General features: G+C 68.4%; 15 protein-coding genes. 9 read left to right on the forward strand and 6 right to left on the reverse strand.

What is annotated here, in order from left to right; all coding sequences use genetic code 11:
- Positions 1–347 precede the first annotated feature (347 nt).
- Complete coding sequence (locus VFC51_10600; GenBank protein HZT07468.1) at positions 348–1,934, reverse strand: sulfite oxidase; 1,587 nt, start codon at positions 1,932–1,934, stop codon at positions 348–350.
- Positions 1,935–2,128: 194 nt separating this feature from the next.
- On the opposite strand from VFC51_10600, the gene VFC51_10605 reads away from it, so the two are divergent.
- Genes VFC51_10605 through VFC51_10615 form a run of 3 tightly spaced genes read left to right on the forward strand, consistent with a single transcriptional unit; the run spans position 2,129 to position 4,528 of the window.
- A complete protein-coding gene (locus VFC51_10605; GenBank protein HZT07469.1) occupies positions 2,129–2,533 on the forward strand; it encodes a hypothetical protein in 405 nt (134 codons plus the stop codon).
- Positions 2,534–2,558: 25 nt separating this feature from the next.
- Positions 2,559–3,290, forward strand: a complete 732-nt coding sequence (locus tag VFC51_10610) for a response regulator transcription factor (GenBank protein ID HZT07470.1) — start codon at positions 2,559–2,561, stop codon at positions 3,288–3,290.
- A complete protein-coding gene (locus VFC51_10615) occupies positions 3,287–4,528 on the forward strand; it encodes a HAMP domain-containing sensor histidine kinase (protein ID HZT07471.1) in 1,242 nt (413 codons plus the stop codon). The genes VFC51_10610 and VFC51_10615 overlap by 4 nt, the downstream gene beginning before the upstream one ends.
- Here VFC51_10615 and VFC51_10620 read toward each other — a convergent pair.
- Positions 4,509–5,180 carry a DUF429 domain-containing protein gene (locus VFC51_10620; GenBank protein ID HZT07472.1) on the reverse strand — a complete coding sequence of 224 codons (672 nt, stop codon included), beginning with the start codon at positions 5,178–5,180 and terminating at the stop codon, positions 4,509–4,511. The two genes, VFC51_10615 and VFC51_10620, sit on opposite strands and share 20 nt — an antisense overlap.
- A 94-nt stretch (positions 5,181–5,274) precedes the next feature.
- Here VFC51_10620 and VFC51_10625 point away from each other — a divergent pair, with 94 nt between their 5' ends.
- Entirely contained in the window at positions 5,275–6,489 is a 1,215-nt protein-coding gene (locus VFC51_10625; GenBank protein HZT07473.1) for a M24 family metallopeptidase, read from the forward strand.
- Between the two features lie 371 nt (positions 6,490–6,860).
- On the opposite strand, the gene murJ is transcribed toward VFC51_10625, so the two are convergent.
- Positions 6,861–8,501 carry a murein biosynthesis integral membrane protein MurJ gene (gene murJ / locus VFC51_10630; protein ID HZT07474.1) on the reverse strand — a complete coding sequence of 547 codons (1,641 nt, stop codon included), beginning with the start codon at positions 8,499–8,501 and terminating at the stop codon, positions 6,861–6,863.
- Entirely contained in the window at positions 8,498–9,406 is a 909-nt protein-coding gene (locus tag VFC51_10635; protein HZT07475.1) for an HAD-IA family hydrolase, read from the reverse strand. Before VFC51_10635 ends, murJ begins: the two co-directional genes overlap by 4 nt.
- Before the next feature lie 29 nt (positions 9,407–9,435).
- On the opposite strand from VFC51_10635, the gene VFC51_10640 reads away from it, so the two are divergent.
- Positions 9,436–10,215, forward strand: coding sequence for an MBL fold metallo-hydrolase (locus VFC51_10640; protein ID HZT07476.1), 780 nt, complete (start codon positions 9,436–9,438; stop codon positions 10,213–10,215).
- A gap of 14 nt (positions 10,216–10,229) precedes the next feature.
- Here VFC51_10640 and VFC51_10645 read toward each other — a convergent pair whose 3' ends face one another.
- Positions 10,230–10,964, reverse strand: coding sequence for a hypothetical protein (locus VFC51_10645; GenBank protein ID HZT07477.1), 735 nt, complete (start codon positions 10,962–10,964; stop codon positions 10,230–10,232).
- A gap of 171 nt (positions 10,965–11,135) precedes the next feature.
- Between VFC51_10645 and VFC51_10650 the strand changes: the two genes are divergently transcribed.
- Positions 11,136–12,215, forward strand: a complete 1,080-nt coding sequence (locus VFC51_10650) for an LLM class flavin-dependent oxidoreductase (GenBank protein ID HZT07478.1) — start codon at positions 11,136–11,138, stop codon at positions 12,213–12,215.
- 109 nt (positions 12,216–12,324) lie between these two features.
- Positions 12,325–13,416 (forward strand): tripartite tricarboxylate transporter substrate-binding protein, encoded by a 1,092-nt coding sequence (locus VFC51_10655; GenBank protein HZT07479.1) that lies wholly within the window; start codon positions 12,325–12,327, stop codon positions 13,414–13,416.
- 21 nt (positions 13,417–13,437) lie between these two features.
- Here VFC51_10655 and VFC51_10660 read toward each other — a convergent pair whose 3' ends face one another.
- On the reverse strand, positions 13,438–13,587 hold the full coding sequence (locus tag VFC51_10660) for a hypothetical protein (protein HZT07480.1): 150 nt from the start codon (positions 13,585–13,587) through the stop codon (positions 13,438–13,440).
- A 134-nt stretch (positions 13,588–13,721) separates the two neighbouring features.
- Between VFC51_10660 and dnaN the strand changes: the two genes are divergently transcribed.
- Both dnaN and VFC51_10670 read left to right on the forward strand, forming a co-directional pair.
- The gene (dnaN, locus tag VFC51_10665) at positions 13,722–14,897 is read left to right on the forward strand and encodes a DNA polymerase III subunit beta (GenBank protein HZT07481.1); all 1,176 of its coding nucleotides are present in this window, start codon (positions 13,722–13,724) and stop codon (positions 14,895–14,897) included.
- A gap of 470 nt (positions 14,898–15,367) precedes the next feature.
- Positions 15,368–16,405: hypothetical protein (locus VFC51_10670; protein ID HZT07482.1), on the forward strand; the 1,038-nt coding region annotated here is incomplete at its 3' end.

The raw sequence follows: 16,405 nt of genomic DNA on the forward strand, positions 1-16,405 counted from the left end.
CGGGCGGGGGCCTATCCTGGCGACGCTGCCGTTCAGCATGCGCAAAACCCCTCTCCCCCGCGGGCGGGGTCCTATCCTGGCGCCGCTGCCGTTCAGCATGCGCAAAACCCCCCTCCCCCGCGGGCGGGGGCCTATCCTGGCGCCGCTGCCGTTCAGCATGCGCAAAACCCCCCTCCCCCGCTGAGGCAGGGGCTATCCTGGCGACGCTGCCGTTCAGCATGCGCAAAACCCCTCTCCCCCGCTGAGGCAGGGGCTATCCTGGCGCCGCTGCGGTTCAGCACGCGCAAGACCCCTCTCCCCCGCGGGCGGGGGAGAGGGAGGGGTGAGGGGGCGCTTCGGTCGCCGCGCTACGTCGTTCGCACCGAAATGGCGTGGTAGCCGGTCGCGCCGCTGGGAAGCGTGTCGCGCGGCGTGGCGTCCTGGAGCGCGCCGGTCCCGTCCGTCGCCCGCACCAGCACGCGATGGTCGCCCCGGTCGTCGAGTGGGACGTCCCACTGGTAGAGCCACAGCACCCACGTGTCCTGCCCCAGCCCCGGTTTGATCGCAGCCTGAGCCCACGTCTGGCCGCCGTCCGTGCTCACCTCGACCTGCTGGATCCCGCGCTGGCCGGCAACCGCGACCCCGCCGATAAAGCTGCTCGCCCCGGCCGGGACGTCCCGCCCGTTCCGCGGCGTGTCGATGCGCGACGTGATGTTCATCACCGCCACGTCGCTCCACCCGCGATTCTCCCAGTAGCCCTTGTAGTCGTACTCCACTACCTCGATCTCCGTGATCCACTTGACGTTCTTCATTCCGTAGATGTCAGGCACGAGGAGGCGGACCGGATAGCCGTGGATCTTGGGAAGCGCCTCGCCGTTCATCTCATAGGCGAGGATCGTGTCCGGCTGCATTGCCTTCTCGATGGGGATGCTGTCCGTGTAGTCGTCGGCGCACCGGAGGATGACGTCGACGGCGCCCGGTCGCACACCCGCTTGCTGGAGGAGGTCGGCGAGGGACGCGCCGCGCCAGAGGGCATTCCCCATCAAGTCGCCGCCAATGACATTGCTGATGCACTGGAGGGTCAGATACTGGGTCACTGGCGGCAGGTTCTTCACGTCCTGGTACGTGAGTGTCATCGGGTGGTCGACCTGGCCTTTGATCTGCAGCCGCCAGGAACCGGCGTTCACATCTGGGTCGCGGAATACGTTCTTGGAAACGACGTAGAACCGATCATTGGGCGTGACCTCGGAGGACACGCCGGGGACGCCGTCGGTAAGCGCCTGGACCAGCGCGTCGCTCGTCGCTTGATCCATGGGCACCGTTCCGATCCCCTGCGCGGCGAGGCGTGGTGGCGTCGCGACGACGTCGGCGAGCCACCGCAGCATACCGCCACCACAGATCAGCGCGCCGATCCCCAAGGCCGTGTTCTTGAGAAAGGCGCGCCGGGCGTTGTCGGGATCGTCCTGCGCGTCGGATTGCGCGGGCCGAGGCAAAGCGGCAACGAGAACCATCACGTAGACGCCGGTGGTAATCCCCAGGCTCACGAGCATCGAGATAGCCACGCTGACGTTCGGTGAGCCGAGGACGCCCATGAAGATGGCGACGAGGAGCAGGCCAGCGGCGACTACCGCGCACGCCAGGACAACTGGGACGAGCGTCGCTCGCGGCCACCGTCGCGCGCCGGCGACGATTCCGATGACCGTCCCGGCAATCAGAATGCCGACGATGCCGGAAGCGAACAGGGCATGCTTTGCCGCCTCTCCGTAAGTAATCACCATGCGCTCGATGAGATCGATGGGGGTGACGCCCGCGATCGTCTGGGCAAGTACTTCGGCGAGGGTGATCTGGCCCGTCAACAGCCCGAACCCGAGCATGGCGGCCACCGCAATTCCCCCGGCGACGAGACCGGTCGCGCCGCCACGCAGCACGCCGTAGGTTGGTTGGTCCTTCATCATGGCAGCCTCCTCGCATGGCCGGACAGGCGCGTCGCGATCATTGTCCTCGGCTTGGGCGACCCAGTCCTTACGAAGCTTACGAAATCGGGTAAACGTAAGGTTCGTAAGGAACATCGCCGTCACTCCTTGATACGGTGGCCCACGGATCGCAGATCACGTCTGCTGATCGCAGCTCAGATCGAGGAGGAAAGGACGTGCGAACATCCACCCGAATCGCGGCCATGGTATCGGTAATCCTCGCGACGTTCGGTACAGCCCTGACACCGGCGGACGCGGCCGTCCAGGACGACATGGCCGCCTGCGTATCGGATCAAATGATGTCGGGCCAGGGAACGATGGCGTCAGAAGCGGCGATGGCAATGATGGGGGACGAGCCGGGCGGAGCCAGCGCGATGCAGGCGTCCGGCGGCGAGATGATGGCGAGCGACGCGATGACCATGGGGGACAACGCGAGCAGCGCCGGATCGACGGCGAGCGATTCCATGATGATGACCTCGCCCGCAACGTCGGACGGCGCAAGCACCGCGAACGCCATGGGTAGCGATATGGGCCAAGGCACGATGGCGGGCTGCGGTGACAGCACGCCAGCCGGGACGTGACGGCGCCGCCGGGGGAAGGATCGCGATGACAGCGCCGCGGACCAGGGCGTCCACGATCCTCGTCGTCGACGACGAGCCGATGGTGGTCGAGGTTGTCGAGCGATACCTACGCCGCGAGGGGTTCGGCGTCGTGACCGCCTGTGACGGCGAGCGCGCGCTGAGCGCCGCGTGCGACCCGCGGAACCCACCCGACCTGGTGGTGTTGGACGTCATGTTGCCGGGGATCCAGGGCGTGGAGCTGTGTCGCCGGCTCCGCGAGGAGCGCGGCATGCGGGTGCCGATCATCCTCCTCACCGCGCGCGGTGAGGAGGATGATCGGATCGGCGGGCTGACGGCAGGCGCCGACGACTACGTGGTCAAGCCGTTCAGTCCCGGCGAGCTGGTCGCCCGCGTGAAGGCCCAGCTTCGGCGCGTCGAGATGGACGCCACGTTCGTGGGAGCCGGCGGCGCCCTCGTTGGCGGCGACATCGTGCTCGATCCGGCCACGCGGTCGTGTCGTGTTCGCGGCAATCCGGTTGCGCTTACGCCCAAGGAGTTCGACCTGCTGCACTACTTCATGACGCGACCCGGCCAGATCGTGGCCCGGGACGAGCTGCTCGACCGGATCTGGGACACGACGTTCCTCGGCTACCAGGGGACCGTCACCGTCCACGTGCGTCGCCTGCGCGAGAAGGTGGAGCGCGACCCGGACCGTCCGGCCCACATCAAGACGATCTGGGGCATGGGATACAAGTTCGACCCGGACACGGCCCCGTGAGTCGTCGGGCGCTCGCCGCGAGCGCGGCCGTCGTCGCGACCGCCCTCATCGCCGCCCTGGTCTATGCCCGGGCCGGCATGGGCGCGCCTCCTTCGGACGTGCAGGCCCTGGCCATATTCCTCCTGGCGAGCGGCGCCGGGTCGTACGTCATCGGGGCCTTCGCCGTCGGCTGGCTCGGACCACGGCTCCCCAGCCTCCGCCTGCGACTGCTCGTCGCCTACGGCTCGGGCCTCGTCGTCGTGTTGGCCGTGGTAGCCGCCACGTCCGTCCTCATGTTCCTGAGCGGCCACGACCTCTCGTTGCTTCTCCTATTGCTGGCCTTCGCCACCGTTGTGTCCCTCGCGTTCGGCTACAGCGTCGCGAGCGGGCTCACCGACGAGATCGCCGCTCTCACCCGCACCTCTCAGCGCCTCGCCCAGGGCGACTGGGGCGCCCGGGTGGCGACCAGCGGGTCGGATGAGCTGGCCCAGCTCGGCGCGGCGTTCGACCGTATGGCAAGTCAGCTCCAACAGATGTTCCAGCGTGAGCGGGACCTCGAGACGGCACGGCGTGACCTCATCGCCGGCGTCTCCCACGATCTTCGAACGCCTCTCGCCACGGCGCAGGCAATGGTCGAGTCGATCCTCGACGGCGTGGTCGCGGAGCCGTCGGAGGTCACGCGCTTCCTTCGGTTGATCCGCGCGGACGTGCTCTTGCTGAGTCGACTCATCGACGACCTTTTCGAGCTGAGCCAGATCGAGGTCGGAGCGCTGCACCTCGACATCGAGCCGACGGCGCTGCCCCAGCTCATCATCGACACCATCGAGGCGTATCGCGCGCAGGCAGGGGAGCGTGGAATCGCGTTCGAGTGGGCCGTCGATCCGAGCCTGCCCCTCGTCGCCGCGGATCCGCCGCGTCTTCAGCGCGTGCTCCGCAACCTGCTCGACAACGCGCAACGCTACACCGGCTCGGGCGGCTCCGTGCGCGTGGAGGCGCAACCGGATGGGACGTCGGCGCGCATTACGGTGGCGGATACCGGGCCCGGCCTGCCGACCGAGGACGCCCAGCGGGTGTTCGATCGCTTCTATCAGGGCGAGGGACCGACCTCCCGCCAGGAAGGCGCGGCGAAACACCGCGGCGCCGGGCTCGGGCTCGCTATCGCGCGCGGCCTCGTGGAGGCGCACGGCGGGCGCATCTGGGTCGAGCCGCGCGACCCGGTCGGCACCAGCTTCCACTTCCTCATTCCGCTCGCGACCTGACAGGGCGGCGCGGGATGATGATGGGCACCTCCGCCGGGTCGCCGAGCGCCTCGGTCTCGCCGAGGGCGTAGAGCCGCGCGGTGATCGCGCAGTACAGCGCGTCGAGCTGGTCGTGCCCCGGCGCCCAGTAATCGGGCCAGCGGCACTCGGGCAGCGCGGCTCGAGCGCCCGCCACCAGCCGCGCGACGCCGTCCGGCGTCGACTTCTTCGGCAGGGCCCGCCCCAGCATGATGCGCTTCACCGCGTAGGGAAACACCTCGATCACCTCGATGCCCTCATCCTCCCAGCGTGACTTCAGGCGGATGGCCCGATACACCATGCGCTTGATGATGGAGCGCTTGGTCGTCCAGAAACAGGGGATGCCCAGCTTCGCCAGCTCGCGCTCGGCGCTGCGCCCCGTCCCGCCGGTCGGCGCGCACGCGCAGCTCTCCTCGAGGCAGCAGAGACCGGCCGGGAGGCCCATCGGCGAGTCCACCGCGGCCACGCGCGCCCCGAGGCCGCGAAGGGCCTCGGACAGCTCGTCGTCGGTCACCGCCTGGCTGAAGGACACGACGGTCCCGCCGCGGTTCAGCGCGGCCAGATCCGTCGGGCGCGCGTCTGCGGTCAGATCGACGCCGACGAAGGGCGTTGGGGCGCGTCGTCCAATCGCCATCGCCTGCTCATGATAGGGGTCGGCGACCGAACCTCGCGGGCGCGGGATCGTGCTTGTGTATGATCGCAGGGATCAACCAGCGGGAGGGACGACGATGCGGGCCAGCGCCACCGAATCCGCGCTTCCCAGCTTCTCCACGGCCGAGCGGGACCGCCGGTGGGCTCGCGTGCGGCAGCTCATGGTCGAGAATGGGATCGACGTGCTGCTGGCACCTCCCAACACGGGTAGCAACGACAAGTACCAGGCCGATGCCCGATATTTGACGCAGTTCGGCCTCAACGGCGAGCAGGTCGCTTGCATCTTTCCGTTGAATGGCAAGGTGATCGGCTTTGGTGGCCCCAGCACCAGAATGATCCCGCGCTGGATGGAAGACGTGCGCACGCCTCGGCGCGCCTTCAACGACGCGATCGTCGGCGCCCTCAAGGAGATCGGCGCCGACGGCGCGACCATCGGGATCTGCGGTCTAAAGGCGGGCGTCATCTCCCTGATGCGGGCTCCGGACGGGGTGGTCGGCGCGAACCTAATGGACGCGATCCGCCGGGAGTTCCCGCGGGCCCGAATCGTGAGCGCGACGGACGTCATCGGCGAGGCGCGCATCACGAAGAGCGCGGAGGAGATCGACTTCTTGACGAAGGCTACGGAGCTGGCAGAGGCCGCCCTCGAGGCTTTGCTGCGCGTGGCGCGCCCAGGCGTGACCGAGAACGCGTGCAACGCCGCGATGATGGCCGCCGAGATCGAGCGCGACGGCACGCTGCCCTTCCTCATTGCATGGGACTCCGGACCCATCGGCCACCTCTCCGGTCGGCTCACCCAGCCCGCGCGTCGCGTGCTGAACGATGGCGACGTCATCCTGCAGGAGATCGAGGGACGCTGGGCCGGGTACACCGCGCAGATCGACCAGTCGACCTTCGTCGGCCGCGTGCCCGACGCCTGTCGAGACGCGTGGAAGGTGGCGGTCGAATCGTTCGAGCGCGCGGTGGCGGCGATGAGGCCGGGCGTGACGTACGGCCAGCTTATCGAGGTATGCGCTGCCACGCCCAGGGTGAGCGGATGGGGCGCGCGCGTCGTCCTTCACGGGCGCGGACTCGGCGACGAGGGGCCGCTCATCACGACCCCGCCGTACCCGCCCGGGATCCTCGAGCGACCGCTGCAGGAGGGCAACGTGTTCGTCATCAAGCCGGCCGTGGAGCGGGCGACCGACGAGGGAAGCGTGGCCCGCTTCGGTGACGTGGTGGCCGTGACGGCGACGGGCGCGCGCAGGCTCGGCACGCGCAGCCAGGAGTTCGCGCACTACAACGTCGGCGTGTAGGGTTCCGCCCTCACCCGGCCGCGCCCGATAGGGGCGGCCGGCCTCTCCCACCGCGGTGGGCGAGGCGATTTTCGACCCCCTGCCGCAGCGGGGGAGGGTGGGGGTGGCGGCGCCCCAGGGGCCACCCTCACCCGGCCGCGCCCGATGGGCGCGGCCGGCCTCTCCCACCGCGGTGGGCGAGGCGATTTTCGACCCCTGCCGCAGCGGGGGAGGGTGGGGGCGAAGGTCATGCACCCTCCCCTGCCGCAGCGGGGGAGGGTGGGGGTGGGGGCGCCCCAGGGGCCACCCTCACCCGGCCGCGCCCGATGGGCGCGGCCGGCCTCTCCCACCGCGGTGGGCGAGGCGATTTTCGACCCCTCCCCTGCTCGCCCTCACCGACGCGCGAGGCGCACCGCCAGGGCGGCAACCTCTGCAAGCTCCTCCACCCGCAGCGCCCGAAGCGCGCCGCAATACACCGTTACGCCGATGCAGCTCGACGCCGCCACGAACGCGAGGCGCAACAGGGTCGGCCCCCCCACGAGATGCCCGCCGAGCGCGGCGCTGGCCGCCCAAACGCCGAGGGCGCACAGCGCGCCGCCCAGTCCGATGGCAGCCACGAAACCGATCAGGTCCGCTGCCCGGAGCAACGGGTAACGCCGCGCCAGCAGCGCGTACAGGACCACGGCGTGGACGCTGTTCTGCACCGCGTTCGCGAGGGCGAGGCCGGGCATGCCCAGTGGCGCGATGGTCGACAGCGCCACGACGAGGTACACGCCGATCCCGACGAAGCCGACGAGCACCGGCGTGCGCGTCTGTTTGCGCGCGTAGTAGGCGACGATGAGGAGCTGGTCCACCACGACGAATGGAAGCTGCGGCGAATACGCCAGAAGCGCGACGGCCGTCCGCTCCGTCGCCCGCTGGTCAAAGGCGAAGCGCTGAAACAGGGCGCCGACGAGCGGCTCCCGCAGCACGACCATCGACACGCCAATCGGGACGATCAGCAGCACCACGAGCTTGAGTCCGCGCATCAGCGTCGCCACGAAGATCTGCTCCCCCGCGTCGTCGGACCGCAGCGCGAGCCGCGAGAGGGACGGAAGGATCGCGAGGCTGGTGGCCGCGCCGACGAGCCCGATGGGGAACTGGATCAGCGTGGTGGCGAAAGCCATCGCGGCCACGCTGTCCGGCCCCGTGAGCCACGCGAGGTGCGTGTCGATCACGACGACGGCGTAGCTCGCCAGCATCCCGACAAAGACGGGCGTGTAGAGCCGAAGGACCAGGCGAACGCCGGGGTGCCGGAGCGCGATGACCGCCTGATAGCGCATGCCGCGCAGCGCCGGGAGCTGGATGGCGATCTGGAGCAACGCCCCGAGGCCGATCCCAATCGCCAGGCTGTAGATCGACATGAAGCGGGCGAGCGTCAGCGCGGCGAGGATGATCCCGACGTTGTAGATTGCCGCCACGAGCGCGGTGACCATAAACGAGCGCCGCGCGTAGAGCACGGCCGTCAAGATTCCGGATACCCCGAGGAGCAGGATCGTCGGCAGCGTGATGCGGGTGAGGTCGACCGCGAGGTCGAAGAAATCGGCCTCCGCCCCGAGGGCCCGGACCAGAAGCGGCGCGAAGATCACGAGCGCGGCCACGACAAGCCCCAGACCGGTGAGTGTCACGTTGACAAAGGTGCTGACGATTCGGCTCAGCTCCGCAGTGTCGCCCCGGGCCGCGTACTCGCTGAAGACGGGAACGAGCGCGGAGGTCGTCGCGCCCGACAGCAGCAGATCGTAGACGGCGGTCGAGACGCGGGTCGCGGTGCGAAACGCGCTCGTGGCGCCCGTCGCCCCGAAGAGCGCGGCGATCACCAGCTCCCGCACCAGGCCAAGCAGGCGGCTCGACACGTTGCCGATGCCGATGACGAGGGCCGCAGCCGCGACGCCACCTGAGGGCGTCTCCTCAAACGCTCCGGCCAGCTCGCCTGACCGGTTGTCGAATTCTCCGGACGTGGCCGCAACGGCGGCCAGGTCGTCGGACGCGCTCATGGCGCTCCGAGGATCTCGGGAAGCTCCAGCAGATGGCGCACCCGGAGCGGGATGCGCGCAGAGGAATCGGCGGGCCCGTTCGAAGATCTCCTCCCGCTCGCTTCGCCGCCACTCCGATTGGTGGGAAGGACGGGCGCGAACCGATCGCTGCGGTCGAGGAGCACACCCCGGATCCCGACGGCTTCGGCGCCGGCCACGTCGTCGTTCGGATTGTCCCCCACGTGGACGGCCTCCTCCGGGTCCACCCCGGCCCCCTCGAGGGCCAGCCGAAAGATCTCCGGGTGGGGCTTCTCGATCCCTGCCCGCCCGGATACGACCGTCACGTGGAAGTAGTCGCGAATGGAGAGGTCGATGAGCAGCCGCTCGAGCCAGGCCTCCCAGTTGGAGATCACGCCCAAGATGTAGCCCGCTCGACGCAGTCGATCGAGCGTGGGCACCACGTCGTCGTACAGACGATAGCTTTCCGACCGGACGAACGTCTGCCACAGGATGCGCGGCAGCTCTGTCTCGGCCGCGGCGGCGTGTCCCAGCTCCGTGAGGTAGGTCCGATAGACCCATAGCCAGAACCTTTGGGAATCCTCATCCGTGAGGCTGAACCCGCGGCCCGCGTCGGCGCGACGCCCGATGTGCTGCCAGACCGCTGGCTCCACGTGGCAGGCATCCTCTTCGGTGACGGCGAGGCCGTGCTGTTGGCAGGTCTGGGCGATCAAGCCGTTGAACGATGGGTGGGGGTAGGCCAACGTCCCCCCGATGTCGAAGAAGACGGCCCGCACGGACGTCCACGTCGCGCTCGTGGGACGGATCATCGATCCATCCACCGGTCGCATAATCTCCCCGACGTTCGGCGTCCAGGAGACCGGCGCCTCCGCGGGCCCACAGCACGCGCGGTCGAGGGGCTCACGCATCCGCGGGATCCGTCCGATAGGGGGCAACCATGCTGACCATCACCTTTCTCGGCACCGGCGCCGCCCTGGCCACACCCGCGCGCGACAACACGTCGCTGGCCATCGACGACGGCGCCGAAGTATCCCTCGTCGATGCGTCCGGCGCACCGCTCAGCCGGCTGACTCGTGCGGGCATCCCCCACGAGCGCCTGGCCCGTGTGATTATCACCCACGAGCACGTCGACCACACATATGGGCTGCCATCGCTCTTGCAGAGCCTCTGGCTCGCCGGTCGGACGGACCCGCTGCCCCTCTATGCGCCCCGGCCGACCTGGCAGGCGCTCGACCGCCTCATCGCCGCGTACTGGCCCGACGGGTTCGCGCGCGGGTTCCGACTCGATCCCCACGTGCTCGATGGGAGCGAGGATCCGTTCGTCCAGACGCCGCGGCTCGCCATCCGCGCCGCGTCGGGGCAGCATTCGGTCCCCACGATCGCCCTGCGGTTCGAACCGGCCTCTGGCGGAACCTTCGTCTACTCCTCCGACACTGCGCCGTGCCCGACGGTGGAAGCCTGCGCGCGGGGCGCCGCGCTCCTTGCGCACGAGGCTACGTTCCTGACCGACGATCGAGCCACCGCCGGCCAGCTCGGCCACTCTACGGCGCGCCAGGCTGGAGAGGTGGCGGCGCGCGCCGGTGTACGGGGGCTGGCGCTGGTCCACTTCAGCGCCCAGCAAGACGGCGACCTCGCAACCCTCCGCAATGAGGCGTCGGTCGCCTACCGCGGGCCCATCGCCGTGCCGGGGGACGGAGACCGGCTCTTCGTCGACTGATCTCCCGACGCCGATTACTCGGAGGGCACCTCTACGCTGATGTCCGCGCTGTTGAAGTCGGACATGGTCAGGCTCGTCATAACGGTAATGGGTCCACCGGACGCACCGGGCTGCGGCGCGCCGGGGATCATCGAAAGGGACGTCGTCAGCGAAACGGGCAGGTTGGTCGCCCGAGAGATGGCCACCTCGACGTGCGAGCCCGTGATCTGCGTGCCCGTATCCGGCGCGCCGGCGTAATCGACGCCGATCATCGTGGCGAGAGGCGAACTGTCGGATACGGCCCGAGCGACATCGAGATCGCCGGAGATGACCGTCTGAGAACCGGAATCGTCGACGCTGGGCGCGACGAGGTACTGGGCGATCTGCCGGAGGCTGTCGGCGATGGATTTGGGAGCGGGCGATGGCGCGGAGCCGCCAAGGGGCATCCAGCTCCCGTCGACAGTGCGAAGCCAGGACGACGAGCCGCTGGAAACCGTCTCGTTCGTCTGGCTCAGCTCAGGCATGTTGGCGGTCATGTGTCCGCGGTCGGGCGCCTGGAACTCACCGTTGCCGATAAAAACAGTGGTGGTGTCGCTTCCCGACGACAGGTCGGTTTGGCCCGTAAAACGCATGGTCTGGACTCCCTCGAGGGAGCTGGCGGCTGACTGCAGGCGATCCTGGGCCGACCCGTCCTGAGCCAGGACGAGCGCGGGCGCGGCGGCCACGACGACGCCCATCGCCACGATCAGGGTCGCAATTCGAGCACGCATGGATCGATCCTCCGAGGATTGTTGCGCTGGTCCGCCGGTCAGTTTACAAAATGCTGATTGTTATCACCGCATCTGGGCCCCGTCCCGGCGCGTGCTAGACTGTGGGTCACCGGAAGCCGCAGGCGAGAAAACGACCGGCCGATTTGGCCAAGACCGGAAGAGAGGACGGGAATGAAGCTCGGGTACTTCACCCTCACGGACAATCCGCCAGCGTACGGGGCAACGCGACGGGACCCCGGGCAGTTAATTCGCGACGTGGTCGAGGAGTGCGTCGAGGCAGAGCAGATGGGCTTCAATAGCTGCTGGGTGCCGGAGCACCATCTCGGCCTCTTCGGCGTCTTGCCCTCGCCCACGATGTTCCTGAGCCACGTGGCGGCGCGGACGAAGCGCATCAAGCTCGGGCCCGCGACCGTCCTCCTCCCCTGCAACCACCCGTTGCGCGTCGTGGAGGAGTTCAACCTCCTGGACGTGCTGAGCGACGGTCGAGCCGTGTTCTCCGCGGGTCGGGGGTACGATGAGCGCGAGTACCGCGCCTACGGAGTGCCCTTCGAGCAGAGCCGTGAGCTGTTCGACGAACAGATGGCTTTCGTGATGGCGGCCTGGCGCGAGTCGCCAGTGTCCTTCGAAGGAAAGTACTACAGCATGACGGACCCGGTCGTGGTGACCCCGGGGCCGGTCCAGCGCCCGCACCCAGAGGTCTACATCGCCTGCTTTTCCAAGCCGTCGGTGGAGCTGGCGGCCAGTCTATGCGTGAACACCATCTTTGCGCCCTTCGCCGCGGCCATGGTCTTCGGCTCCGTGCAGCAGGCGGCGCAGGAGAGTAAGCGCATGGCGCGCGAGGCTGGCGCTGCCGAACCGAAAGTCATGTGCAGCTATTTCACCTCCGTGGCCCACAGCGCCAACGAGGAGACCGCCGCGCGCGAGCGACTGCTCCATTACCTCCACGGCGTGCTGCCGGCATTTCCGGCCGATCGGAGCCGGACGCCTCCCCACATCGCCTACTTCGTCGACATCGTGGAGCGGCTGAAGTCCATGAAGGCGAGCGACCTGGGCGACCGCAGCATCGTGACCGGGGACCCGGAGCGGTGCGTGGAGATCCTGAAGCGGTGCGAAGAGGGCGGCATCGACGAGGTGATCTGCTACTTCAACTTCGGTCAATTGAGCCATGGCGACACACTGAAGGCGATGGAGCGCTTCGCAAAGGAGGTCATGCCGCACTTCGCGGAGACGGCCGAGCGCGTTACCGTTTGACAACAAGGACGTGCCGACACGCACCGCACGGAACACTGCGCGACCGGACCGGCACGCGGTCGGCTCCAGGTGCGCGGAGAGGAGTGGAGCTTTGCTTGGGACGAACCTGATGGTCAAACGTCGCATTCGCCTGGTCGCATGCCTCATCGCGGTGGCGCTGGCAGTCGCGTGCGGTCCGCGAGCGGCAGCGCCCGCGGCGGGGGCCGCCCCGGGGTCCCCGGCGCCGGCCGGTCAATCGGTGGCGGACTTCTACAAGGGGAAGACCATCACCATCATCGTCGGGTTCGCGCCCGGCGGCGGCTACGACACCACGGCACGATTGATCGCGAAGCACATCGGCGAGCACATCCCCGGCAACCCGAACGTGATCGTGGAGAACCAGGAAGGGGCCGGGAGCATGGTTGCCGCCAATAACGTCTTCAACACGGCGAAGCCGGACGGGCTGACCCTCGGCGCCTTCAGCGAGGTGCAGGTGGTCAACCAACTCACCAAGATGGACGGCGTGCAGTTCGACGCGCGCAAGTTCGGATGGCTGGGCAGCGCCATTCACGCGCCCGTCGTGTGCACCATCCGGGCGGACTCACCCTACCAGACCGCGCAGGACTTGCTGCGGAAGGATCTGCCGCCGCTGCTGCTCGGGGGAACGGCGCCCGGCGCCGACACCGACGACTTCCCGAAGATCCTCGCGGCGACGCTGGGCGCGAACATTCGGCTCGTGAGCGGGTACGCGGGATCAAGCCCGGTGCGCCTCGCGACGGAGAGCCACGAAGTCGATGGGCTGTGTTGGGGCTGGACGTCCGTGACGTCCACCGCCAGCCAGTGGCTCGAAAACAACTTCGTCACCGTGCCCATCTACCAGGCCCCACAGCGCGACGAGTATCTGCTGGCGCGCTTCCCGAACGCGCAGCGAGCGGAAGACCTGGCGACGGATGAGCAGAGCAAGGCGCTCATTCGGGCCGGGACCGCGGCCAGCACCATGCAGAAGCCCCTGGCCGCCCCGCCCGGCGTACCCGCCGATCGCCTCAAGGCCCTGCAGGACGCCTACTGGGCGACAGTCACCGACCCGGCGTTTCTCGCCGACGCGCAGCAGGCGAAGCTCGACATCGACCCCAACACCGGCGACCAGACGCTCGCCATTGTGGAGGGGATCCTGAACACGCCGCCGGAACTGGCCCAGCGACTGGCCGAGATCCGAAGGTAGGGGCTCCTCCATCCCGGGGAGCTACCCGAGCTGCTGGAGCATGCCCAGCACGTCGCTGTTGCCCCAGTGCTCGACGATCTTGCCGTCCCTGATGCGCTGCTGGCCGCCGCCGCGTCGGCGATGGCGGCGTTGCGAGTTGGCATGCGATTGCTTCTTTCGGTTTCCGTCCACGGACCGGGCGAATAGCGCCGGGCCGAGATTGGCGGGGCCACACGGACCGAGCCGGGTTCGTTGTGTCGCTCGAGGTCGTATGCGGAGGGCGACGCGATCGGACGATATACTTCGACGAACCAGGAGGAAGAGCGGTGAAGCTGGTCTGCACCCAACGCGCGCTGGCCGAAGGGCTCGCCATCGTCGAGCGGGCGGTGCCTGCGAAGAGTCCGCTCCCGGTGCTCTCAAACGTGCTGCTGGCGACGGACGCCGGACGCTTGAAGCTCGTGGCCAACAACCTCGAGATGGCGATCAGCGCCTGGATCGGCGCCGACATCGCCGACGAGGGGAGGGTGACCCTTCCCGCCCACCTCCTCGCGGACTTCGTCGGGTCGCTCGGGGGCGGCGACATCCAGATGGCATTGAAGCCGGGTACCAAAACGATGAACCTGCGATGCGGTCGCTACGAAGCGAACATCAACGGGATCGACGCGGAGGACTTCCCCGCGGTGCCTTCCGTGGGGGAGGGGCCGCGGTGCCGCATCGGCGCGAAGACGCTGCGCGCGGGCATCAACCAGGTGGCGTTCGCCGCGGCGACGGATGAGACGCGCCCGGTGCTCTCCGGCGTGCTCATGACGATCAAGGGGGAGCAGCTGACGCTCGCGGCGGCGGACGGGTTCCGCCTGGCCGTGCGCACGGTGCCGCTGGCGGCGCCGTTACCCGAACAAGTGGAGGAGGCGCCCCTCAACCTGCTGGTGCCGGCGCGCGCGTTGACCGAGCTGGCGCGGATCGTGCCGGACGGGGACGAGCTGGTCGAGATCGCCGCGACGCCGAGCCAGAATCAGGTCATGTTCCAGTATCCGGCGGCCGATCCAGACCGGATGCCGTCGATCCTCCTCGTCTCCCGTCTCATCGAGGGCCAGTTCCCCGACTACCAGCGCATCATCCCCCAGAGCTACCAGACGCGGGTGGTGCTGCCGGTGGGCGACTTCCTGCAGGCGACGAAGACGGCGGCCGTCTTCAGCCGCGACAACTCCAACATCGTGCGCATCTCGGTGTCGCCGAGCGGCGACGAGCTGACGCCCGGGCGCATCGACGTGCTGGCCAGCAGCGCGGAGATGGGCGACAACGCCGGCCAGCTGGACGGCAGCGTCGAGGGGCAGGAGGTGCAGATCGCCTTCAACGTGCGCTACCTGCGCGACGCGCTGGAGGCGGTGAGCTCGGGCGAGGTGGCGCTGGAGGTGACCGGCCCAACGAGCCCGGGCCTCCTGAAGCCGGTGGCCGGCGGCGACCACCTCCACGTCATCATGCCGATGCACGTCAGCCGCTGAGCTGTACCTGTTTTCTGCGGTCCACTGATGCCAGTAGTACGTGAGTGGCTGGATGATCGGGGTGCGTCCTTGCCCGCCCACCACACGAGCGTGGAGCTCCAGATCGATGGCTCACGAGTGAAAGTGAGCGAAATCATGCTCACGGCAGGAACAGAAGTCGCGGTGCCGTTCCAAACGAAGCTCGTGCCCGATCCTCAGAAGAGCTCCATTTGGAGCACCCGGGTCTGAAGCAGACTCAGCTCGCGGCCTCCTTGTCTTCCTGCCCTGGCCCAGGACCGCGTCCAGTGGGCGTTTGATCTCGATGCCAACCTGGTCGCCGAGCCAACCTAACGGAGGCCAAACCTCCGGTTGAGGCGAGCCGCGCTCTCGCGACGACGAATTCACCTCCAATGCCCAGCGCATGGCCGCCCACGAGCCGCGACTTGTCGATATACTGCGCGATGCATCTCGGATCGAAGGGGGGACGGGCGATGGCCACGATTACGATTTCTCCAAACGGTCGGAACTTCTACGAGCAGGACAGCGCTGCCACCGAGCTACTGGTCGGAACTGCCGACGGGATCGTCGTCCTCACGCGCTCCGGCCCTGGCGAGGAGTGGCAGGAAAAGCGGCGGGAGCTGCGCGGCAACCACATCGAGTCGCTCGTGGTGGAGCCAACGCGCGGCGCGATCCTCGCCGGCACGGGAAAAAGCGGCGTCTGGGCGAGTGATGACGGCGGCCAAACTTGGGAACGTCGCAGCGATGGCATCGCCTCCGAACGAATATTTGCGCTGAACTACGTTCAGGCGGGCGACGAGCTGCGCCTCTACGCCGGCACGGAGCCAGCCGAGCTGTACGTCAGCACGGATCTGGGCCGACACTGGCGGCACCTGCCCGCGTTGCGGGATGTCCCCAGCGTCTCCGAGTGGACGTTCCCGGGCGGCGACCATCTCGCGCACGTCAAGACGATCGCCTTCCATCCGCAGGACCCGAACACCATCTACGTGGGGGTGGAAGTCGGCGGCGCCTTCAAGAGCACCGATGCCGGCGAGACCTGGCGTGAGCTGAATGGCGGCGGCTTTTACGTGGACGTACACCGCCTCATGGTGGCGCCCGGCCGTCCCAACGACGTGTTCATGTCGACGGGACGCGGCATTTACCACAGTGTCGACGCCGGCGAGGGGTGGGAAAAGCTGCCGCTGCCCGGCGTCGAGGGTCACGACGGGCGCTCAGCCTCGGACGGCATCTACTACCCAGACGGCCTGGTGATGCTTCCCCAGAGGCCAGAGGTGATGTTTACGGCCGGTGCGAACGCGGCGCCGCCCTACTGGGGAAAGTCGCCCGGTGGCGCGCACGCGCGAGTCGCGCGCAGCCGCGACGGTGGCCGAAGCTGGGAGTACGTCTCGGGCTACCCGAGCGGCCGCGCCAACATCGAGGCGGTAACCATGAACGTTTTCCCCGGCGGCTATGGCCTGTACGTTGGCACGACGGATGGCGAGGTCTTCATGAGCGAGGATGAGGGCGATCAC

This window comes from Chloroflexota bacterium, assembly GCA_035652535.1.
GTDB lineage: Bacteria > Chloroflexota > UBA6077 > UBA6077 > SHYK01 > DASRDP01.

Excerpts from the sequence above, each read along its gene's own strand:
- VFC51_10600 (HZT07468.1), bottom strand. The coding sequence starts at position 1,934 with ATGATGAAGGACCAACCAACCTACGGCGTGCTGCGTGGCGGCGCGACC.
- VFC51_10610 (HZT07470.1), top strand. The coding sequence starts at position 2,559 with ATGACAGCGCCGCGGACCAGGGCGTCCACGATCCTCGTCGTCGACGAC.
- VFC51_10620 (HZT07472.1), bottom strand. The coding sequence starts at position 5,180 with ATGGCGATTGGACGACGCGCCCCAACGCCCTTCGTCGGCGTCGATCTG.
- VFC51_10625 (HZT07473.1), top strand. The coding sequence starts at position 5,275 with ATGCGGGCCAGCGCCACCGAATCCGCGCTTCCCAGCTTCTCCACGGCC.
- murJ (HZT07474.1), bottom strand. The coding sequence starts at position 8,501 with ATGAGCGCGTCCGACGACCTGGCCGCCGTTGCGGCCACGTCCGGAGAA.
- VFC51_10635 (HZT07475.1), bottom strand. The coding sequence starts at position 9,406 with ATGCGTGAGCCCCTCGACCGCGCGTGCTGTGGGCCCGCGGAGGCGCCG.
- VFC51_10640 (HZT07476.1), top strand. The coding sequence starts at position 9,436 with ATGCTGACCATCACCTTTCTCGGCACCGGCGCCGCCCTGGCCACACCC.
- VFC51_10645 (HZT07477.1), bottom strand. The coding sequence starts at position 10,964 with ATGCGTGCTCGAATTGCGACCCTGATCGTGGCGATGGGCGTCGTCGTG.
- VFC51_10650 (HZT07478.1), top strand. The coding sequence starts at position 11,136 with ATGAAGCTCGGGTACTTCACCCTCACGGACAATCCGCCAGCGTACGGG.
- VFC51_10655 (HZT07479.1), top strand. The coding sequence starts at position 12,325 with ATGGTCAAACGTCGCATTCGCCTGGTCGCATGCCTCATCGCGGTGGCG.